Here is a 20,059-nt window from a genome sequence, read left to right on the forward strand (position 1 = left end):
GACAGTCTGCTTTCGTCCTGCCAACCTGCCGCCCTTGGGGCGCCCTGCCGGTGGCGTCTGGACTGCTAACCCTGACGTGCCTTCATCCTCGGATTCTTCTTATTGATCACGAAGACACGACCGCGACGACGCACGATTTGCGCGCCGGGCATGGCCTTCAATGCACTAAGTGAGTTTCGAACCTTCATTGCCCACCTCCTCCCCTGGTATCGGAGGCCCGTTTTCCTCACGGATTCCGGGCTGTGGAATCGGACCAGAAACCGCGCAGTTCCGCGTCGCTCAACTGGCAGGAATGCAAAACGCTGCGTACCTGGTCGGCTTCGTGTTCCGAGCCCATCAGCAGCAACCGGGTACCGGCCGTCTCGCCCGCCCACGGGCCGGTGGATTCCATCCAGATACGCGGACCAGCACCGCCCAGTGCGATCCTGGTTCCCGGGGCATTGGCGACCCAGATGGTTCCCCTGATGCAGGTGCAACTGACAGCCAGACCCGGTAGCGCCTCGCGAAAACGTTCCGGATGCAGGGGTCGCTCGGCCTTCAGCTCGATGGCATGGGACGGATCCCGTCCGTCGACCATGGGGACGGTTGGAAGGTGCCCCGGGAATACCCGCTGGCCTGCTTCCCCTGCGTCGTACCGTCCGAGCCGATCATCCGCTGGGTGATGGCAAACCACCGCATGAGGTGCCAGCTGACCCGCCAGGTGGAGCCCGGCATTGAACTGCACACCACCCTCCCTCAGCTCGGCGGCGTGCTCACCGAGCAGTTCGGCGCTCAAACCCTGTGTCGGAATCAGCGTGTCGGCGAGCATGAGTTCTCGGTAGAAGTACTCGCCTGCTGTTCGCTCGTCCGGTTCCATGGTGTTGTACCCGGATTCCCACAACGTGTGCCGATCCCACATCTGGTCCTCGAGGGCCGCAGGATCCAGGGCCAGCACGACGCTGTTGACTTGCAGGGAACGCCGTTGCAGTTCCGGTCGGATGATATCGAGCACCAGATCGCTGTGCCAGGTCGGCGGCAGGGCAACGATCAGCACGCCATCCGCCTGTCGGGGAACCAAGCGCAGCACCGTTGGCAGGATCTCAAAGCGCGTCGCGCAGCCGATGCAACCGTGTTCCAGCACGGTTGCCGCGCGTTCAGGCGGGGCCGAGCCGGAAACCCGGCGCACAACGCGGTGCCCCTCCAACACGTCGTGGTGCACCACTATCGCCCGGGGCTCATGCGCCTGTAGGTGCTTCACAGCCAGGCCGCGGCAATGGGATTCCAAGGATGAGACGAAGATAAGTTTCACACGAGTCATCTTACATAAGAATGATTCTCATTTATATTAGTTGTTGACATTCGTGTCACACTCGCTTCACGGGCGTCATTCGCCCCCCTGGCACATGGTGCTGCGTGGGCAGCATATTCCATCTGGGCCATATGTCACTTGGCTCGCTGTCCCACTGGGAGTTAAAGAGGAGTACCCCGCCTTTCGGATGATCCGAAAGGCGGGGTACTCCTGATGGTGCAGGGGCCTAGTGGAAGAAGTGGCGGGCCCCGGTGAAGTACATGGTGATCCCGGCCGCGTTCGCCGCCGTGATGACTTCCTCATCTCGCACCGACCCACCCGGCTGGACTACGGCCTTGATCCCGGCGTCGATCAGGATCTGCAGCCCGTCAGCGAACGGGAAGAAGGCATCCGAGGATGCCACGGCGCCGGCGCTGCGCTTGGCCGAGGCGGAACCGTCCACATTCTCCGCTCCACCGGCGGCGTCAGCACCGGAATCCACGGTGACACCCAGGGTGTTGGCCCGTTCCACGGCCAGCTTGCAGGAATCGACGCGGTTGACCTGCCCCATGCCGATACCCACCGCGGCGCCGTCCTTGGCCACGAGGATGGCGTTCGACTTGGCCGCTCGCACTGCCCGCCATGCGAAGGCCAGGTCGGCCAGGGTCTGCTCATCGGCCGCGGTGCCCGCAGCCAGGGTCCAGTTCGCCGGGTCATCACCCTGGGCGTTAATGGTGTCCCCGGCCTGCACCAGCATGCCACCGGAAACCTGGCGGAATTCGTTGGCATTGCGACCGTACCCTTCGGGCAGGGACAGCAGTCGGATGTTCTTCTTGGCCGAGAGGATCTCAACTGCTTCGTCTTCGAAGTCCGGGGCGATGACCACTTCGGTGAAGATTCCCTTGACGGTCTCGGCCATGGCCTTGGTGACGGTGCGATTGGCGGCGATCACCCCGCCAAAGGCGGACACCGGGTCAGTGGCGTGGGCCTTGGCATGGGCATCGGCGATCGGGTCGGCGGCATCCGGGGAGGCCACTGCTACACCGCACGGATTCGCGTGCTTGATGACGGCCACGGCCGGCTGGTCGAAATCGAAGGCCGCGCGGAGGGCGGCATCGGCATCCACGTAGTTGTTGTAGCTCATCGGCTTGCCGTGCAGCTGTTTGGCCTGGGCGATACCCGAAGGCGCCGCCGAATCGGTATACAGCGCGGCCTGCTGGTGCGGGTTCTCGCCGTAGCGCAGCACCTCGTCGCGTTCCAGGGAAACCCCGGCAAAGGCCGGCCAGCTGATCTGCCCGGCTTCGTCCTCGTCGAGGAACTGGCTGGCGGTCCAGGAGGCAACGGCGGTGTCATAGGCCGCGGTGTGGGCGTAGGCCTTGGCAGCCAGGCGCTGGCGGGTCTTCAATTCGAAACCACCGGAAGCGGCGGCCTCGATGACCTGCGGGTAGAACCCGGGATCCACCACGATGGATACCGCGGCGTGGTTCTTCGCCGCGGAACGAACCATGGCCGGGCCACCGATATCGATCTGCTCCACGACGTCGTCCGGGGCAGCACCGGAGGCGACGGTCTGCACGAAGGGGTAGAGGTTAACCACGACCAGGTCGATGGCGTCGATCTCCATGGCCGAGAGGGTGTCCATGTGCTTGGGAACGCGGCGGTCGGCCAGGATGCCGCCGTGGATCCGCGGGTGCAGGGTCTTCACCCGGCCATCAAGCATCTCCGGCGAACCGGTGACCTGCTCTACCTCGGTCACCGGGATACCGGCAGCGGCGATCCTCTTGGCCGTGGAGCCGGTGGAAACCAGTTGCACCCCGGCGGCGTGAAGCCCGGTGGCAAGTTCCTCCAGCCCGGTCTTGTCGTATACAGAAATCAGGGCGCGACGGATCGCTACACGATCTAGGGCAGTCTTGCTCACGTAATTGCTCTCCCGGGAGTGCGACAGATTGGATGGCGGCGGCTCGTGGCCGCCGCGTCCATTCTAGCCCCGTAGAGCGGTGAACCTTCAGGATGTTTCGGACAGGGATTCATCCTGGACGATATCGGGGAAATGCTCGGTCAGCTGTTGTGGCGTCAGGCAGAGTTTCAGCAGTGCTTCGGCGTGGTCGTCATCCGCCACATAGGTCACCAGGTCCACCTTGGTCCGCGCGTTGAGCTCATCACGCAGTCCGATCGCGACCTTGACCATGGTGCGGTAGTAGGTGCGGATGGTCTGGCTCCACCCCTCGCGGGCGGCCAGGGCGCGCAGCGCATCGCTCCAGATTTCGGCGGCAACATCCTCGATGAGTTCGATCGATGACCAGTGCCAGTCGCTGGGTTCCCACTTGTCGGAGTAGAACCCGTCGTCATCCCCGGCTTCCAGGTCAGCTTCCAGGGCTTGGAGCACCTGATCCAGGTCTTCGGAATCCGCGTCCTCGGGCTCGACGTCCTCATCGAAGTCGTCCCGGTCGTCCTCCGGAGCACCGGAGTAGTCCTCGGCATCGGCCCGGTCCTCGTAGTCCTCGTCGTCGTCTACGTCCTCCCCGCGGACCACCATCAGCTCACGTGTTTCGGTCAACCGGTCCCGTTCCAGCGCCTGAACCGAATTCAGGGCCAGCAGGGGCATGTCGATACTGTCGGATTCTTCGCTGCTGACCCCGTGCAGGGCAATGGCGTAGAAGTCGTGGTTCGGGTGCTGCTCTATGATTTCCGCCGCATGTCGAAGGGCGGACACCCGTAGCGCCTCTTCGAGAGCGGTCCAATCTACTCCCATGACCAGAGATTACCGCGTTCTGCCCCGCACGGATAGGCCTTGACGTGTGGAAAAAATAGGCGTAGCGAAGTGTGGGCCCGGGAAAGGAGTCGGTAAGCTTCACTCTGGTACTTCCGCCGCATTCCGGCCATCGAAAGGCTGTTCACGTGTCCACCACCACCCATCCGACGGGCACCCAGGTTGTCCAGGAACTTCCGTTCAAATGGTCCGTCCAGGGATCGATCTTCATCATCGGCGGCCTGGGGTTCATGTTCGATGCCTGGGATGTCACTCTGAACGGCGCACTGATCCCGTTGGTGGCCGAGGAATGGGGCCTGGAAAGGACCACCGCGGCCCTGTTGGGCACCTCGAACCTGGTGGGCATGGCGCTCGGCGCTTTCCTATGGGGCGGCTTGGCCGATCGCTACGGACGCAAGAAAGCCTTCTCCGCCACCTTGCTGATGTTCTCGATCTTCACAGTACTCGGGGCCCTGTCACCAAACTTCGGCTTTTTTGTCGCCTTCAGGTTCCTGGCAGGGGTGGGGCTCGGTGGCTGCATCCCCGTGGACTACGCCCTGGTCGGCGAGTTCACCCCGGCCAAACTGCGCGGCCGGGTGCTGACCGCCATGGACGGCTGGTGGCCGGTGGGTGCCGCGCTGTCCTTCTTCGTTTCCGGTGCGGTCATCGCCACCACCGATAATTGGCGGCTGATCCTGGTGGTCATGATCCTGCCGGCGATGCTGGTGTACTTTGTCCGCCGTTCGGTGCCCGAATCCCCGCTGTTCCTGGCCTCGCAGGGTCGCGATGCCGAGGCCCGTGCGGTGATCGATGGTCTGGTCAGGCGCACCGGGGCGCGCCAACGCGACTACCGGATCCTGGCCGTCACCGAAAAACCCACCCCATGGTGGCAACAGGTCGTGGCCCTGTGGCGTTACTCCCCCTCGCTCACCGCCACCAGCTGGCTGCTCTTCGTCACCGTGTTGCTGGTCTACTACCTCGCCCTGACCTGGTTGCCCTCGATCCTGGCCGAGGCGGGCATGGCACAGTCCGCGGCCCTGTTCACCACCGCGGTGATGGCGCTGATGGGTTTGATCGGGGTGATCATCGCCGCGGTCCTGGTCGAACGTGTGGGCCGCAAATGGCTATTGGGGATCTCCGCTCCGCTCTCCGGAGTGGTGCTGGTGATCGTGGCCCGGACCCTGGATGTCCCCAGTGCCGCCATCGGCTGGGTATTGTGCTTCGGGGTGATCGTGCAGATCGCCATCCCGGTGCTCTACGCCTATGTCTCCGAGCTCTACCCCACCGAATTGCGGGCCTCCGGTTTCGGCTGGGCCTCGACCATGTCACGCCTGGCGGCCGGGTTCGGCCCGCTGCTCTTTGCCGCACTCTGGCCGGTCCTCGGCCTGACCACCTTGTTCACCGCGGCCACCGTCCTGGTGGTCATCGCCATGCTGGTCATGGCGCGCTTCGCCCCGGAAACCAAGGGCCGCGAACTGGGTTAGCCACCGACGGGCCCTGCTCCGTCCGGGTCGGCCCGCTGCAGTGCGCCCAGGATTCGGTGCGATGGCCTGAACCTTGATGACTCATCACCCGGATCCGCCGAACGAGTCGACGGACCGGCCAGAGCACGAGCTGATGCAGCCGCACCGCCGTGTTGGCCGCCCCGAGCAGGGCGCCTGACGCCACAGTCCCACCCAGCGATGCAAGGCCGGCTGTCCGTCCGCCACGGCGTCCCGGCCTCCCTGGGTCCACCCATGCCACATCCCGCGCGCCGCCGTGCCCAGCGGCCTGCGGAGCCTACCAGGGCGAGGGTTCGTAGTCCTTGAGGAAGCACCCATAGAGGTCGATGCCGAGTTCGCCATCGACAATGGGTTGGTAGACGCGGGCGGCCCCGTCGATCAGGTCCAGCGGAGCATGCCAGCCCTCGGCGACCATGCGCACCTTCGACTCGTGCGGGCGCTCGTCGGTGATCCACCCGGTGTCCACCGCGGTCATCAGGATCCGGTCGGTATCCAGCATCTCCTGGGCGCTGGTGCGGGTGAGCATGTTCAGCGAGGCCTTGGCCATGTTGGTATGGGGGTGTCCGGAACCCTTGTAGCGGCGGGAGAACTGGCCCTCCATGGCGGAGACGTTCACAATGTACTTGCGCCGTGCCTTGGAGGCGGCCAGTGCCGGGCGCAGCCGGGAGGCCAGCAGGAACGGGGCGGTCACATTGCACAGCTGGACTTCCAGCATTTCCAGCGCGTCAACATCCCCCAGGATCTGGGTCCACGAGTTCTCGGTGACCACGTCCGGCACCAGCCCTCCGGCATCGATGGCGGTTCCGGCGGCGATACGCTCCAGGGTGGCCGACCCGGCGGTCATCGCCAGTTCGGCGAGCGCCTGCGCCTGGTACCCGGCGGTGGGCGCGATCACCGGCACCGCGAGATCCCCCAGCCTGAACGCGTTGGCCAGCGCCTTGGGATGTTCGGCCGGCGGGTTGGCCTCACCCCACAGCTGGGGTCCTCCGCGGGCGAACTGCAATGCCTCGGGTAGCGGGTGGTTCTCGGATTCGATCAGATGCCGGTAGGAGTTCGCGGTGCGCCGCACGGTCTGCGCCGCGTTGTTGATCAGGATGTCCAGCGGCCCCTCGGCAGCCATCCGGTCCGCCAACGAGATCACCTGGGACGGGTCGCGCAGGTCGATGCCGACAATGCGCAACCTGTGCAGCCAGTCGGGCGCGTCCTCAAGGGCCGCGAACCGGCGGGCGGCGTCCCGGGGGAACCGTGTGGTGATGGTGGTGTGCGCTCCATCGCGCAGCAACCGCAACGCGATGTGCATGCCGATCTTGGCCCGCCCCCCGGTGAGCAGCGCGCGTTTGCCGTGCAGGTCGGTTCGGGCCTCGCGGCGTTCGCGCCCGGCCGCGGCGCAGTCCGGACACAGGTAGTGGTGGAAGGCGTCCACGGTGGTGTAGCGCTTCTTGCAGATATAGCAGCCGCGGGGGCGCTGGTAGCGGCCTGCGGTGTGCTCCTCGGTGGGTGTCGACAGGTCCAGCCCCAGGGTTTCGTCATCCAGCCGGGTTGGCGAGCCGGTGGCGGTGCGCTCGATCACGGCCCGGTCCGCAGCGGTGATCGCCGCCCTTTTCTGGGATTTGCGGTACCGTTTGGCGGCCTTGAACATGTTCGCCGTGGCGCGGCGCACGGCGATATGCCGTTCGTCGGTGGCTTCCAGCCGGTGCACCACCCCCAGCACCTTGAGGGCGGTGGCCAGCTCGGCCGCGGTGAAGGGTTCGTTCTCGCCGACCGGATCGGCCGCAGGGGGATGCTCAGTCATATCTGCATCCAGTGTACTGGGCATGCCTGTTGCTCAGCGCCCGGCGGCCAGGTCGGCCAAGGTGGCGATCAGCAGCCGGCGCTCGACCACCTTGATCCGCTCATGCAGGGTGTCCTCGGTGTCCTCGGGGAGCACCGCGACGGCTTCCTGGCGCAGGATCGGACCGGTGTCCACGCCCGCGTCGGCGATGTGCACGGTGCACCCGGTGACCTTAACCCCGTAGGCCAGGGCATCACGAACCCCGTGGGCTCCGGGGAAGGAGGGCAGCAGGGCCGGGTGGGTGTTGATGTAGGTACCGTTGAAGGCGTTGATGAATTCCTCGCCCACGATGCGCATGAATCCGGAGGAGATCACGTAGTCCGGGGCATAGGACAGGCACTTCCGGGTCAGCGCATGGTTCCATTCGGCACGGTCGGGGTAATCCTTGAAGTTGACCACGAAGGTCTCGATGCCGGCGTCCGCGGAGCGCTGCACCCCGTAGGTGCCGTGCTTGTCGGCCCCCACCGCGACGATCTGCACATTCCCCAGTTCACCAGCAGCCACGGCATCGATGACCGCCTGCAAGTTCGAACCGGTACCTGAAACCAAAACCACAATACGCATGGTGTTTATTCTAGGGTGTGGGCAGTGCTCCGGCGTATTCGCCGCGGCCCCTTGCACCTACGCGAAGACGACCATGCCGTAGACCGCGAACAGGGCCAGATGGGCCGCCCCGTGCATGGCGGTGACCTTTTTGGCGGAGAACCCGGCCACGCTCACCATCAGCGTGATCGCCAGCAGCATCAGATTCACCGGTGACTCGGCCAAGACCACGCTTTGCCCGGTAAATGCCCCGATCAGCAGAACCACGGGGATGGTCAGCCCAACCGTGGAGACCAGTGCGCCGTGGCACAGATTGGAAACCCGCTGGATTTCACCCTGCAGGGCCGCGCGGACGGAGGTAATCGACTCGGGCAGGAACACGATCATGGCGATCAGGATCCCGGAGAGCGCCACCGGTGCGCCTACCCTGTCCAAACCGTCATCCAGCAGGCTGGCCATGTCATGGGAGAGCAGCACGATGGGCAGCACGGTGATCACCAACAACCCCAGGCGCAACCCGATTTCCTTCCTGTGCTCGGCCAGGATCCGCTTGATCGGGGTGGGGCCGCCCGACCCGCCAGCGTCTTCCCGGTTCATCGGACGCACGGGTTGCACCTCGGTGAAGTCCCCCGCCTGGGCGCCCATCTGCCGGAAGAGGAAAAAGGCGTACAGCCCCAGGGTCAGCACCACCAGCGGCCACCGCTGCCCGGCAGTGAAGGTGCCCTGCGCGCCGATGAAACCGGGCAGCGCAAAGGCCAGGGACAGCAATACCAGCAACATCACCAGGTAGGCCGAAGTCCCGGTCCGGTTCGGGGCCATCGCCCCGTGCTTCATTCCACCGGCCAGCAACGAGATTCCGATGACCAGGTTCAGGATGATCATCGACACGGCCATCACCGAGTCGCGGGCAATGGTTGCATGCTCCCCGGGACCCAACATGACCGCCGAGATCAGGATGACCTCGATCATGACGATCGATAGTGTCAGTACCAGCGAGCCGTAGGGATCTCCCATCCGCCGCGCCAGCTGTTCGGCCTCGTGGACCACGCCGAAGGCGCAGAGCAGGATGACCGCGATGATGACCAGCAGGGCGGTGAGCAGCAGCCATCCGGGTAATGGTGGTTCAAGAAGGGATCCGGACAGTGCCAGCAACAGGAAGGTGCCCCAGCCCAGGGCAAGGCGGATCACCGCGGTCGGGGTAATGATCGAACGCGTCAGGGTGGTGTTCAAGGGTACAGGGCCTATTCCACGAGGTCGTCCCCGTGTCGAATGAACGAACGGGTCGTCCCGTCCGGAATATCAGCGATGTCTTGGATTCCAGCCTAGGCCAGCGCGTGCCCGTTCTCCAGTGCCGAGGGCCGACTGAGAAACAGATCACCACCTGCCCGTATAGGATCGGGGCGGTGGCTGGAAACACGATCTGGAGGGATATCAGAGGATGCGAGCCGTGATCCTGGGTGGCACCGGAGCGCTGGGAGTAGCGCTGGCCCAACGGCTGGGCCGTGCCGGTTGGAGGGTTGAGGTCACCGGCCGGAACCCGCAGGCCATGCCGCCTGAGCTGGTGGCTCTCGGGGTGCGCTTTCACCGGCTTGACCGCTCCGAACACGGAGCCATCAACGCGCTGGTGGCCGCGGACACCACTTTGCTGCTGGACCTGTTGGCCTACCGCGCTGTGGAGCTGCGCGCCCTGTTCCCGGCGCTGGCCGCTGTGCAATGCCCGGTGGTGGTTTCCAGTCGTGCCGTGTATGTCGATGGCCAGGGTCGGCACCTCAATGGCGGACAAATCCCGCACTTCCCGATTCCGCTGACCGAATCCCAGCCTACCGTGGCGGCCGCAATCGACGGGGTGGATCCCTTCAGCCGTGCAGGCTACGCCCCATCCAAGGTCGCGGTAGAACAGGCCGCTCTGGACAGCGGTCTGCCCATCACGATCCTTCGCCCGTCCAAGGTCCATGGCCGTAGGGCGCGTAATGCACGCACCCGGGACATCGCGCAGGCCATGTGCTCCGGGGCGGAACATATCATCCTGCCCCAGGGGGACAGCATCGACCACCTGAGCGCGGCCACCAATATCGCCGCGCTCATCCACCAGCTCGCCGACCGTCCTGCGGCCAGGATCCTGAACAGCGCGGATCCCGATACCCCCACGGCTCGGCAAATCGTCCAGGCCATCGCCGGGCACCTCGGCTGGTCCGGTTCCATTGAGAACGGCCCGGCCCTTGCCGCAACGGTTGCCAACCCGTGGAGCACGACCCATCCCTGCGTCCTGGATACCAGCGCGGCCGCCGCACTGGGCTACCGGCCGGTGGACACCGGGGCGCAGTTGCTGGCCGAGGAAGTCCAATGGGTGGCTTCCACCCTGCGGTGAGCCGTCCGCCCTTTACACGACATTTCGTTGGCCGGGCCTCGGATCCGTCCCGGAGTTCGGCCTAGACTGGGATCCCGAAGCCCGCACCGCCCAGGAGGAACAAATGAGCCAGATCATTCCCGATGACAAGGACTGGACCGTGGTGCTCAAGGAGCCCTGCCATGAATGCGCCCAGGACGTTCGTTCGGCAACGCCTGAGGACATCGTTGGGCAACTTCCGCAGAAGGTCGATCGGCTGCTATCCGTGCTGGACCGGTCGACGGCACGCGAACGCCTAGACCCCGCCCGGTGGAGTGAACAGGAATATGTGGTCCATGTGGCCCGGATGCTCCAGGTTATGGTCCATCGGTTGAACCTGATGCTCACCGAGGACGATCCGGTCTTCCCCAACTGGGATCAGGACCAGGATGCCATCAAGGGTAACTACAACCTGCTCGCTCCCTACCAGGCCGCCACCGAACTGCGCGAATCCGCCACCGACTTCGCTGCCCGGTTGCAGGGCATTTCCCCTCATGACTACCATCGCAAGGGCCTGCGCTCCAACGGTGCGGCCTTCACCATCGTCTCGCTGGCCCAGTACGCCTGGCATGACGTTGTGCACCACCTCTGGGATGTGAAGGGCTAGATCCTAGCCCTCGAGGACCGGATCGCTTTCGAATAGCGGTGCGATCAGGTAGCCAAGTGCCGTTCCGAAACCCACCTGCAAGGCCAGCAACCCCGCACTGGACCACATATGCGGGCCAACCTCGGCCAACCGGCCGATGGCCAGCGACCCGGAGGACAGCCAGGCACCGGCCAAGCTCAACAGGCCGGCCACCAGCCCGGTGAACACCGCCAACGCGGTGGTCGAAGCCGACAGGGCCAGCCAGTTGTACGGGATACGGCGGCTGAACCAGTCCTCCAGGTGGTTCTCCCCCACCCGCAGGAAGTACCATCCGGCGGCGATGCCGGCCAGGACCGGCAACAGCATGAACAGCCACATCGTTCCGTGCTCACCGCTGGGCAGCGCGGCAAAGAGCGGGATGGAAGGCAGCGGACCAACCGTGGTTTCCAAGGTGGACAGGGTGCTTCCGGTGCCGATGGCGAACCCGCCGCCGCTGATCCAGGACAGGGTCCAGAACACCGCGTTGGGGATGAACCCCAGTTGCAGCAGGGTCAAGGCGAAGGAACCGATGGCGCCGGGACGCAGTTCCTGGTAAACGTTGGCCACATCCACCCAATGGGATCCCACCGCCACGGACAGCACGATCCCGCTGATGCCGACAGCGGCCACGTAGCCGACGAAACCCGCGACAATCACATGCCAGACATAGGATCCAGCCCACCGTCGGTGGGGTGAAAGGCTGCCCAGATAGGCGGCGGTGTCCACTCCGATCAACCGGCCCCAGGAGCCGGATTCACGGCGTGCCCCGATGATCAGCCCGATGAAGACGATCACCAGAGGTACCAGGGCCGCAGCCACGACATTGACCGAGGCATGCTGGTTGCTGACCAGGAAACCCGTTCCCAAGCCCACCACCCCATAGGCGGCAAAGGCGCCCAGCAGACCCTGCCAGAGCTGATCGGTGTAGGAGGCGCGCGCGATCCGCCGCCCGGCGCGCATGGCGAAAACGAGCGGGATCAGGCTCAAGCCCAGCGGGATCAACGTGAACCACCCGGAGACCGCACTCGGGTCGGCCACCGGCCCCAGGTTATGCACCTGGATCGGCACTCCGTGGATGGCCAGCCAGATGATGCCCCCGAATTGCATGATCACTTCAAAGGACTCTTCGCTGAAGCCGCCACTGAAGTACACGGCGATCATCGGGACAAGCAGAATGGCGGCGACAAACACCACCGATTGCAGGATTTCAAATACCCCTTGGAGCATCAACGGCATCGGCCAGCCATTGCGCAGGCGAAGCATCACTGCTTTCATGGGTTTCTTTTCGCGGGTCATTAAACACAATGTTGCCACCATTGGCGTCGCACACGGCAGTGCGACGCGCAATGATGGCAACAGCTGGGGTTGCCGCCGGTCTAGTAGCTGGCCGGGGTATCCGTTCCCTTTTCACCGGCGAAGGACATCGCCAGCGCTTCGCTGGCCCGGGCCAGCAAGGCCACGTCGGCCCCCACGCCGACGAAATGCGCCCCCGCCTCGATATAGCCTTGCGCGGTGGATTTGTCGAAGGCATTGACCCCAACGTACTTTCCGGCGGCCAGCCCGGCTCGAATGGATGAGGTGACCGCATCCACCACGTCCGGGTGGTTCTGCTGGCCGATCACGCCCATCGAGGCTGCCAGGTCGGAAGGGCCGATGAAGATTCCGTCCACTCCGTCGGTGCCCACGATCTGCTCCACATTGGCCACCGCCTCGGCGGATTCAATCTGCACCATCACGGTAATGGTTTCCGAGGCATTCTGCAGGTAGCCCCCGATCCGGTTCCAGCGGGCCGAACGGGCCAGCGCGGAGCCGACCCCGCGCACGCCCAATGGCGGGTAATGGCAGGCGGCGACCGCCTTGCGCGCATCCTCGGCGTTGTTGACCATCGGGATGATCAGCGACTGGACCCCCAGATCCAGGTACTGCTTGATCAGCACGGTGTCGTTGAACGGCGGACGGACAACCGGAACGACCGGGTAGCTGCGCACGGCCTGCAATTGCGCGAGGATGCTGGATAAGTCGTTGGGTGAATGCTCGGCGTCGATGAACAGCCAATCGAACCCCGCACCGGCACAGATCTCGGCGTTCAGCGCCGATCCGGAGCAGACCCAGATTCCCAGCAGGGAACGGTCGGCGGTGGTCAGGAAATCCTTGAAGGAGGGGTCGGCTGCTACTCGAAATGACATGTCACGGTTCCCAACGGTCCGTAGTCCGCGAAGACTGTATCGTTCTGGTAGACCCACATCGGGCGGGTGAAGGATCCGGCCAGGATGATTTCCCCGGCCTGCAACTTGTCCCCGTGGGGTGCGATCTTGTTCGCCAGCCAGTGCACGCCGGCAGCCGGGTGGTTCAGCACCCCGGCGGCGACCCCGGTTTCCTCCACTGTCTGGTTCTTGAACAGGATTCCGGAGACCCAGCGCAGGTCCAACGCATCGGGCCTGACCGGGTTGCCGCCGATCACCATCGCCCCCATGGCGGCATTGTCGCTGATGGTGTCCACAATGGTGCGCCCTTCCATCTCGATGCGCGAATCCAGGATCTCCAAGGCAGGGATCACGTAATCGGTCGCTTCTAGCACATCGAAGATATTGGCGTTCGGGCCTTCGATATCCTTCTTGAGCTTGAAGGCCAGCTCCATCTCGATACGCGGGTGGGTGTAGTCCTCCCACTTCACGGTGCACCCGGATTCCAGCACCATGTCATCAAAGATGATGCCGTAGTCCGGTTCCGTGATGCCGGTGGCCATCTGCATGGCCCGGGAGGTCAGCCCGATCTTGCGTCCGGCAAGGATACGGCCGTTGGCTTCGGATCTTTGGCGCCACAGGTTCTGGACACGGTAGGAATCTTCCACCGTCATATCCGGGTAGCGGGCGGTCAGTCGGGGCACGGGGGTGCGGGTGGCACCAGCCTGTACCAGTTCATCGGCAATGGCCGTGATCGTTTCCTCGGGGAGCATCGACGGGGATACCTTTCGCGTTCGCTTACCTAGCCGGACGGACCTATCGTTCCACGGCTTTTAGGGGCATGCTACCGGGCTTGCCGCCAGTTGGCATATCGTACTTAGATCCGGCACCGCCCCGTTCGCCATCCTCAAGCCTGGCTATTGGACCCCGAACGCACCTGCTCCAACAACTGCTCGAAGGGCAGCGAGGTCAGCTCGTCCCGGGCAGTGGCGTGCTCGCTGACCCGGGGTGCGATGGAACGGGTGTCACCCAGATCCGCATCCGCGCCCAGTCCCTGGCCGGCCGACAATGCCCGCACCACCTCGTGGGCCACCCGGGTCTCACGCTCCGACAGGGCACCGGCCCCTTGGTCCCCTCCCCAGTCCTCGGAGGAAGCGAAGACGGTTGTGGGCATGAGATCCGCGCGCAGGTAGGAGAAAATCGGACGCATGGCGTAGTCGATGGCCAACTGGTGACGGGCACTTCCACCGGTGGCGGCCAACACGACGGGCTTGCCCTCCAGTGATCTCGGATCCAACACATCGATAAACGACTTGAACAGCCCCGACACGGAAGCGGTAAAGACCGGCGTGACGACGATCAGCACGTCGGCCGCCACCACGGCGTCCACCATCTGCTGTAGTTTCGGCGGCGCAAAGCCAGTGAGCAGGTTGCTGGTGATATCCATGGCGTAATCGCGCAACTCCACGACGTTCAGCTCACCTTGCACCCCGTTTGCGGCCAGCTCCCGGGTGACGGCCCCACCCAATTGGCGCCCCAGCAGCCCGGAGCTTGAGGGGGTACCGAGTCCACCGGAGACAACGACGATCGACTTGCTCATGAGGAGTTCCCTTCTGGTTTCATGCATTTGCATACATAACGGCCCACCACCGCCTTTCATTCCCCGCTTGCCGGACAGCGGCCAAAACCCGGCCACCCTTCCTGATTTTCATTATTGTGACGATCGCCATGATATTGATACACTCTTGTCCATGACCACAGAACCGCAGCAGAATCCGAACCAGCGCGATATCGAGCCCGGCGTGCGCACCGACTTCCGCAACACCATGTCCTATGGCAGCTACCTCGACCTGGACAGGATCCTCTCGGCCCAGCACCCGGTCAGCATGCCAGAACACCATGACGAAATGTTGTTCATCATCCAGCACCAAACCAGTGAATTGTGGCTCAAGCTGATGCTGCATGAGCTGGTCGAAGCCCGCCGGTTGCTCACCGTGGACGACTTCGGCAAGGCCTTGAAGTGCCTGGCCCGCGTGAAGCACATCCAGAAGACACTGACCGAACAGTGGTCGGTACTGGCCACGCTCACGCCGCGTGAATACGCCCAGTTCCGCGATTCCCTCGGCTCCTCCTCGGGTTTCCAGTCCTTCCAGTACCGTGGTGTCGAATTCATCCTGGGCAACAAGCACGCCGGCATGCTCAAAGTGCACGAGGCCGACCCGGTCGCCCATGCGATGTTGGAGAACCTGCTGAACGAGCCCTCGATCTACGATGTGTTCCTGGCAGCCCTGGCCCGGCAGGGCTATGACATCCCGGCTTCCATCCTCGAGCGCGATGTCACCAAGCCCTGGGAGTTCCAGGAGGCACTGGTCCCGGTCTTCAAGCAGATCTACGAGTCCGAGCAGACAACGTGGACCCTCTACCAGGCCTGCGAGGACCTGGTAGATGTGGAAGACAACTTCCAAGCCTGGCGCTTCCGCCACCTGCGGGTGGTGCAACGCACCATCGGCTTCAAGACCGGCACCGGCGGGTCCTCAGGGGTCTCCTTCCTCAAGCGCGCCCTGGACCTGACCTTCTTCCCGGAGCTTTTTGCCGTACGGACAGAAATTGGCACGAAGTAATCCCTTGGATGCATTTACCCTGGATGACTTCGAATCCAGGAGCGGCAGCGCCACCTCGATCCTGCGCACCATTGCCGGCCTGTACCTGCGCCATGCCAGCTCCCCGGTCAGCCGCACCCGGGTCCTGACCCTGGCAACATCCGCCGGGGTCGGACAGGCTGCGGCCCAAACGGCCATTACCCGGCTGGCCGACCGCGGGTTGCTGCAGACACCGCAGGACGGGATGGTCTCGATCAGCAGCCCCGCGTTGGCCATGTTCGCCCGGGGCACGCGGCGCATTTTCACCCCGCGCCAGATGAGCGCCGACGATCAGTGGGTATTGGTTACCTACTCGCTGCCCGAGACCATGCGTCCGGCACGGCATCAACTGCGCAAGCACTTCTCCCAGCTTGGCGGCGGCCAGGTCTCCGCCGGGCTGTGGATCTTCCCGGAATACCTGCATGCGGAGGTGCTGGAGGTGCTGGTGTCCTTGGAGGTACGCCAGAACGCGACCCTCTTCGTGACCGGAAGGCCCGAGTTCGCTCACTCCGCAGCCGCTGCGGCCGGCTCGTGGTGGGACCTGCAAAAGCTGGGGAAGCGCCATGAGGACTTCATCGCTACGGTAGCCCATCTGGGGATCGAATCCGGCAGTCCGGCACACTCCTACTGCTGCTACGTCACGTTGATCGACGCCTGGCGTGCCATCCCCTATCTCGATCCCGGGTTGCCCGAGTCCATGTTGCCCAAGGAGTGGCCCGGACAGCGAAGCCGGGAGCTGTTCCTCGCGCTGTCCGCTGCCCACCAGCAGGCCGCGCAGGACTACGCGGACCACCTGCTGGGGTCGGAGAGTAGCTGACCTGTACCGCTGCCGCTCAGCGGCATGAGATCTTTATCGATCCTCAACGCGTTCAACCCCGCAACCACCTCAAGGCGGTTGCGGGGTTGAATTCCAAGTGGTGCGGACTACTTGGTGGGGACGTTCAGGGTCTGGCCCACGAAGATCAGGTCGGGGTTGGTCAACTGGTTGTCATTCAGGACGAACAATGCGCGCCAGTCCTCCAGCCCAAGGTCCTGGGCGATCTTGAACAGGGTGTCACCGGACTTGACGGTGTAGTCCTTACCCGAGTCGGTGGCCTTGACGTTGTAGACCGGAGCCTGGGTTGCCGGAGCCGCATGCTTTGCCTGGCTCTTCACTGCCGTGCGTTCAACCGACTTGGCCTTGGTCGCCTGCTGCTTTGGTGCGGCTTGCTGGGTGGCCTGCTTCTTCTGGGTTGATTCCGTTGGCGTGACCGTCTTCTTCTGCGTGGTGGTCTTCTTCTGGGTATCCTGTGTCGGGGTTCCGGAAGGTGAACCGCTCAGACCCAGCTTGGCCGAGCATGCTGGCCAAGCACCCCAGCCCTGGCCCTGCTGCACCTTGGTGGCGATACGGATCTGCTCGGCCTTCGAAGCCTGGTGTGGCATCCCGGAACCGCCAAATGCCTTCCAGGTCGACAGCGAGAACTGCAGGCCGCCGTAGTAGCCGTTACCGGTGTTGATCGACCAGTTGCCACTGGATTCGCACTGGGCCAGTTTGTCCCAGGTGCTTGAAGCCGAAGCCGGGGCAGCGGTCATCGCCAGGGCCCCGCCAGCGACGGCGACTGCAGCCAGGGCGGCGGCGCCGCGGTGGATGTTCTTCTTGCTCTTCTGCTGGATCATGGTTCTCCAGTGCTCTTCCACGCGTAGGCTGTCCAAGCCATCTTGGCGTTGCGCCCAGCGTCGCATTTCGACATTACGTGCACCCACCCGGGTGGGCGTCATAGAAGTCCCGGTGGTGTGTTGTTTTTCCATAACACTGCGAGTGTTATCGAAACGTTATAGACGACGATAGGGGCCGAAACACCGCCTTGGCAATTCAGGATCCTCACAGAATCAACGTTTTCAGCTGTCAGACCCCGGAAAAAAATTTTGCCCAACGGGCCCCACGGGGAGGAAAACTGCCTGGTATTGGAATGAAAATGTTATCCGGATCCGACGATTCCGAGTGGCCGTTGCTCGCATTCCTGTGATATATCCGATGGTTTCCTCCAAGTCTCCTGCTGGGCTTTCCGCAATCACCGGAGGATCCGTCATCCACTACCGGCAAGCACAACGTGCCCGCACCATCGCCCGTTGGACTCCGATACTTGGGTAGGCTGGAACTCAAGCAACGTACCTGGCCGGACCCCGTTCCGACTTGAATCGAAGGGGGTCTAGATGAGCTCTAGGGCAACACCGAGCAAGCGGTCCGAGATCCTCCAGGCTTTTTCACGTGCCACCCGCGAATTTTTCAGAAACAGCGGCTTGGATTCGGCCGCTTCCCTGTCCTATTTCATGGTGCTCGCCCTCTTTCCCGGGGTGCTGGCGCTGGTGTCCTTGCTCGCCCTGGTCGGCGCAAGCCAAGGAGCCACCCAGTGGATCCTTGATGTCATGCACCAGGCACTCGATCCGCAAGGCGAGGGTGAATTGGGCCAGGATGCCCAACAGATCCTGGGTATGTCCGAGCAGCTGCTCACCGGACTTGCCGCGGAAACCAACGGAACCACCTTGACCATCCTGATCGGTGTAGCCGGTGCCCTATGGAGTACCTCTGGCTATGTCAATGCCTTCAGCCGGGCCATGAATCGCCTCTACAAGGTGCAGGAAGGACGTCCCCAGTGGAAGCGCCGTCCACAGATGATGGGCATTACGTTGCTGATCATGATCGTCATGGTCGTCTCCTTCACTTTGCTGGTCACCTCGGGCCAGGTTGCCCAGGCAATCGGCAACATGATCGGCATGGGCGAACAGTTCGTGGTGCTGCTGAATTGGCTTAAACCCCCCACCATGTTCGTGATGGCCCTGCTGGTGGTTGCGCTGCTGTATCACCTGACCCCCAATGTGAAACGACCCAGATTCAAGTGGTTCTCGGCCGGGACCATCAGCGCGTTGGCGGTACTCGGGCTGTCCGTGGTGGGATTCTCCATCTATATTTCGCGCTTCGCCTCCTTCTCGGCGACCTACGGGGCCATTGGCGGTGTGATCATCCTGGTCATCGCATGCTGGATCAGCAATATGGCCCTGCTCATGGGAGCGATCGTGGATATCGAGTTCGCCCGACTGGCGCAACTTCGGCAGGGCATCGCGGCCGACGAGGAATTGCAATATCCGGTCCGCGACGATTCGCTGTTCGCAAAGAAGGAACTGAGCAACTTCAAGGATCTGGTGGGAGCCCAGCAGATCCGGATCGATCATGGCGGCGACCCGCTGCTGACCACGACCTCGGCCCCGGATCCGAAAGGCAAATCGACGCTGAACCGCAACACCGTTGTGGTCATTGCGGCCGGAATCACAGCCTGGTTCGGTATACGTCGCTGGTCGATCAATCGTGCCAATAGCGGTGGCGGCCGGAAGTCAGATGATCCGCAGCAGGCTCGCGACCGCCAACCATAGGCCGCCACCGGCCAAGGCGAGGATCACCAGCAACCAGAGGCTGGCAAAGGTTCGGGTGGAAGCGGCAATCAGGTAGGCGTCCGAGCTCCCGATCTCGGTTCGCCTCCAGGTATGCACCGACAAGAGCTTGAGGCAATCACGTAACCCGGCGACCAGGAGAAAACCCGCCAGCAGCATCGTCACATAGACGAAGGCGTCGGTCGGGGCGAAAAAGACCACGCCAAGAGCCAGCAACGCGCTGGCCACGCAGACCACGAGCGCCGGAAAATTCCTCACGAAAACCAGCGCCAGACAGAAGAACAGGGCGTAGATCCCCAACGCCGCTCCGGGATATCCCGCCGCGGCGGCAGCCAGCAACCCGGCGGCGCACCAAATGGGTGCCGGATAGCCGAAGATGCCGGAGATGACCACCGAAATCTTCCCGCGGCCGCGGCTGACCACCTCACCGGAGTGGTCCCAGCCCAGACGCAGGCCGGTGACGAACCGTCCGGTGAACAAGGCACTGATCACATGCCCCAGTTCGTGGACCAGGGTGGAGTACATTCCGGTCAACCGCCAGGACGGTCGTGGCAGCACCAGCAGTGCCACCAGAGCAGCCAGGATAAGCCACTGCCATCCGTCAAGTTCCACCGGCTGATGAAGACTCAGCCGAAGCCACAGCTCACTGAGGGTTTCGCCCACTGCATGCCTTCCGATCTCCCACGTCGGTGCACCAGGTGTGCACCTGTTCCGAGCTTACGCACCGGTACCGGGGATGAGGCGGATTATCGCGGTGTTGATCGGCTTCGGGCCAGCACCGATCCGTTGCCCGGGTGCGGCCAGCCTGGCGCCCGGCGTGCCGCCTGCCCGGTAGCCAGAGTGCTGGTGCGGCAGTTCAATCGGGTGGCGGGATAGGATTTCTGCCCCCCGGCATAGGATTGGGGGTA

Annotated in this window: 19 protein-coding genes; 6 read left to right on the forward strand and 13 right to left on the reverse strand. The window is 63.7% G+C overall.

Annotated elements, in window-relative coordinates; translation table 11 throughout:
* Window positions 1-65 precede the first annotated feature (65 nt).
* From ykgO to OK351_RS13025, 4 genes are all read right to left on the reverse strand, one after another.
* Entirely contained in the window at window positions 66-188 is a 123-nt protein-coding gene (ykgO, locus tag OK351_RS13010; RefSeq protein WP_265159623.1) for a type B 50S ribosomal protein L36, read from the reverse strand.
* Window positions 189-226: 38 nt separating this feature from the next.
* Window positions 227-1,288: a GTP-binding protein gene (locus OK351_RS13015; RefSeq protein ID WP_265159625.1), complete on the reverse strand. Its 1,062-nt coding sequence runs from the start codon at window positions 1,286-1,288 to the stop codon at window positions 227-229.
* A gap of 226 nt (window positions 1,289-1,514) precedes the next feature.
* Window positions 1,515-3,185 (reverse strand): bifunctional phosphoribosylaminoimidazolecarboxamide formyltransferase/IMP cyclohydrolase, encoded by a 1,671-nt coding sequence (gene purH, locus OK351_RS13020; RefSeq protein ID WP_265159627.1) that lies wholly within the window; start codon window positions 3,183-3,185, stop codon window positions 1,515-1,517.
* Window positions 3,186-3,272: 87 nt separating this feature from the next.
* Complete coding sequence (locus OK351_RS13025; protein WP_265159629.1) at window positions 3,273-4,019, reverse strand: DUF4303 domain-containing protein; 747 nt, start codon at window positions 4,017-4,019, stop codon at window positions 3,273-3,275.
* A 146-nt stretch (window positions 4,020-4,165) separates the two neighbouring features.
* On the opposite strand from OK351_RS13025, the gene OK351_RS13030 reads away from it, so the two are divergent.
* A complete protein-coding gene (locus OK351_RS13030; protein ID WP_265159631.1) occupies window positions 4,166-5,500 on the forward strand; it encodes an MFS transporter in 1,335 nt (444 codons plus the stop codon).
* Between the two features lie 295 nt (window positions 5,501-5,795).
* Here the strand turns inward: OK351_RS13030 and OK351_RS13035 are convergent, their stop codons facing one another.
* Genes OK351_RS13035 through OK351_RS13045 form a run of 3 tightly spaced genes read right to left on the reverse strand, consistent with a single transcriptional unit; the run spans window position 5,796 to window position 9,122 of the window.
* Window positions 5,796-7,310 (reverse strand): SDR family NAD(P)-dependent oxidoreductase, encoded by a 1,515-nt coding sequence (locus OK351_RS13035; protein WP_265159634.1) that lies wholly within the window; start codon window positions 7,308-7,310, stop codon window positions 5,796-5,798.
* Between the two features lie 33 nt (window positions 7,311-7,343).
* Complete coding sequence (gene purN, locus OK351_RS13040) at window positions 7,344-7,913, reverse strand: phosphoribosylglycinamide formyltransferase (RefSeq protein ID WP_265159636.1); 570 nt, start codon at window positions 7,911-7,913, stop codon at window positions 7,344-7,346.
* Window positions 7,914-7,970: 57 nt separating this feature from the next.
* On the reverse strand, window positions 7,971-9,122 hold the full coding sequence (locus OK351_RS13045; protein ID WP_265159638.1) for a calcium:cation antiporter: 1,152 nt from the start codon (window positions 9,120-9,122) through the stop codon (window positions 7,971-7,973).
* Window positions 9,123-9,330: 208 nt separating this feature from the next.
* On the opposite strand from OK351_RS13045, the gene OK351_RS13050 reads away from it, so the two are divergent.
* Entirely contained in the window at window positions 9,331-10,260 is a 930-nt protein-coding gene (locus OK351_RS13050; protein WP_265159640.1) for an NAD-dependent epimerase/dehydratase family protein, read from the forward strand.
* A gap of 103 nt (window positions 10,261-10,363) precedes the next feature.
* Window positions 10,364-10,885: a DinB family protein gene (locus OK351_RS13055; RefSeq protein WP_265159642.1), complete on the forward strand. Its 522-nt coding sequence runs from the start codon at window positions 10,364-10,366 to the stop codon at window positions 10,883-10,885.
* A 3-nt stretch (window positions 10,886-10,888) separates the two neighbouring features.
* Here the strand turns inward: OK351_RS13055 and OK351_RS13060 are convergent, their stop codons facing one another.
* The 4 genes from OK351_RS13060 to OK351_RS13075 all read right to left on the reverse strand — a co-directional run bounded on the left by OK351_RS13060 (window position 10,889) and on the right by OK351_RS13075 (window position 14,686).
* Window positions 10,889-12,199 (reverse strand): cell division protein PerM, encoded by a 1,311-nt coding sequence (locus tag OK351_RS13060; RefSeq protein WP_265159645.1) that lies wholly within the window; start codon window positions 12,197-12,199, stop codon window positions 10,889-10,891.
* A gap of 80 nt (window positions 12,200-12,279) precedes the next feature.
* A complete protein-coding gene (locus OK351_RS13065) occupies window positions 12,280-13,089 on the reverse strand; it encodes an aldolase/citrate lyase family protein (protein WP_265159647.1) in 810 nt (269 codons plus the stop codon).
* A complete protein-coding gene (gene hpaH / locus OK351_RS13070) occupies window positions 13,074-13,859 on the reverse strand; it encodes a 2-oxo-hept-4-ene-1,7-dioate hydratase (RefSeq protein WP_265159650.1) in 786 nt (261 codons plus the stop codon). Before hpaH ends, OK351_RS13065 begins: the two co-directional genes overlap by 16 nt.
* Window positions 13,860-13,993: 134 nt before the next feature.
* Window positions 13,994-14,686, reverse strand: coding sequence for a CE1759 family FMN reductase (locus OK351_RS13075; RefSeq protein WP_265159653.1), 693 nt, complete (start codon window positions 14,684-14,686; stop codon window positions 13,994-13,996).
* A gap of 151 nt (window positions 14,687-14,837) precedes the next feature.
* On the opposite strand from OK351_RS13075, the gene kynA reads away from it, so the two are divergent.
* Together kynA and OK351_RS13085 are read left to right on the forward strand one after the other, a co-directional pair.
* Complete coding sequence (gene kynA, locus OK351_RS13080) at window positions 14,838-15,707, forward strand: tryptophan 2,3-dioxygenase (RefSeq protein ID WP_265159656.1); 870 nt, start codon at window positions 14,838-14,840, stop codon at window positions 15,705-15,707.
* A 4-nt stretch (window positions 15,708-15,711) separates the two neighbouring features.
* Window positions 15,712-16,542: a PaaX family transcriptional regulator gene (locus tag OK351_RS13085; protein WP_265159657.1), complete on the forward strand. Its 831-nt coding sequence runs from the start codon at window positions 15,712-15,714 to the stop codon at window positions 16,540-16,542.
* 107 nt (window positions 16,543-16,649) lie between these two features.
* Here OK351_RS13085 and OK351_RS13090 read toward each other — a convergent pair whose 3' ends face one another.
* Window positions 16,650-17,381 carry a transglycosylase family protein gene (locus OK351_RS13090; RefSeq protein WP_265159660.1) on the reverse strand — a complete coding sequence of 244 codons (732 nt, stop codon included), beginning with the start codon at window positions 17,379-17,381 and terminating at the stop codon, window positions 16,650-16,652.
* A gap of 537 nt (window positions 17,382-17,918) precedes the next feature.
* On the opposite strand from OK351_RS13090, the gene OK351_RS13095 reads away from it, so the two are divergent.
* Window positions 17,919-19,133, forward strand: coding sequence for a YihY/virulence factor BrkB family protein (locus tag OK351_RS13095; protein ID WP_265159663.1), 1,215 nt, complete (start codon window positions 17,919-17,921; stop codon window positions 19,131-19,133).
* Here the strand turns inward: OK351_RS13095 and OK351_RS13100 are convergent.
* The gene (locus tag OK351_RS13100) at window positions 19,095-19,814 is read right to left on the reverse strand and encodes a M50 family metallopeptidase (RefSeq protein WP_265159667.1); all 720 of its coding nucleotides are present in this window, start codon (window positions 19,812-19,814) and stop codon (window positions 19,095-19,097) included. The genes OK351_RS13095 and OK351_RS13100 overlap by 39 nt on opposite strands.
* Between the last annotated feature and the right edge of the window lie 245 nt (window positions 19,815-20,059).

This window comes from Glutamicibacter sp. MNS18 (genome assembly GCF_026107515.2).
Taxonomy (GTDB): Bacteria; Actinomycetota; Actinomycetes; order Actinomycetales; family Micrococcaceae; genus Glutamicibacter.

Excerpts from the sequence above, each read along its gene's own strand:
- ykgO (WP_265159623.1), bottom strand. The coding sequence starts at position 188 with ATGAAGGTTCGAAACTCACTTAGTGCATTGAAGGCCATGCCCGGCGCG.
- OK351_RS13025 (WP_265159629.1), bottom strand. The coding sequence starts at position 4,019 with ATGGGAGTAGATTGGACCGCTCTCGAAGAGGCGCTACGGGTGTCCGCC.
- OK351_RS13035 (WP_265159634.1), bottom strand. The coding sequence starts at position 7,310 with ATGACTGAGCATCCCCCTGCGGCCGATCCGGTCGGCGAGAACGAACCC.
- purN (WP_265159636.1), bottom strand. The coding sequence starts at position 7,913 with ATGCGTATTGTGGTTTTGGTTTCAGGTACCGGTTCGAACTTGCAGGCG.
- OK351_RS13050 (WP_265159640.1), top strand. The coding sequence starts at position 9,331 with ATGCGAGCCGTGATCCTGGGTGGCACCGGAGCGCTGGGAGTAGCGCTG.
- OK351_RS13055 (WP_265159642.1), top strand. The coding sequence starts at position 10,364 with ATGAGCCAGATCATTCCCGATGACAAGGACTGGACCGTGGTGCTCAAG.
- OK351_RS13060 (WP_265159645.1), bottom strand. The coding sequence starts at position 12,199 with ATGACCCGCGAAAAGAAACCCATGAAAGCAGTGATGCTTCGCCTGCGC.
- OK351_RS13065 (WP_265159647.1), bottom strand. The coding sequence starts at position 13,089 with ATGTCATTTCGAGTAGCAGCCGACCCCTCCTTCAAGGATTTCCTGACC.
- hpaH (WP_265159650.1), bottom strand. The coding sequence starts at position 13,859 with ATGCTCCCCGAGGAAACGATCACGGCCATTGCCGATGAACTGGTACAG.
- OK351_RS13075 (WP_265159653.1), bottom strand. The coding sequence starts at position 14,686 with ATGAGCAAGTCGATCGTCGTTGTCTCCGGTGGACTCGGTACCCCCTCA.
- kynA (WP_265159656.1), top strand. The coding sequence starts at position 14,838 with ATGACCACAGAACCGCAGCAGAATCCGAACCAGCGCGATATCGAGCCC.
- OK351_RS13090 (WP_265159660.1), bottom strand. The coding sequence starts at position 17,381 with ATGATCCAGCAGAAGAGCAAGAAGAACATCCACCGCGGCGCCGCCGCC.
- OK351_RS13095 (WP_265159663.1), top strand. The coding sequence starts at position 17,919 with ATGAGCTCTAGGGCAACACCGAGCAAGCGGTCCGAGATCCTCCAGGCT.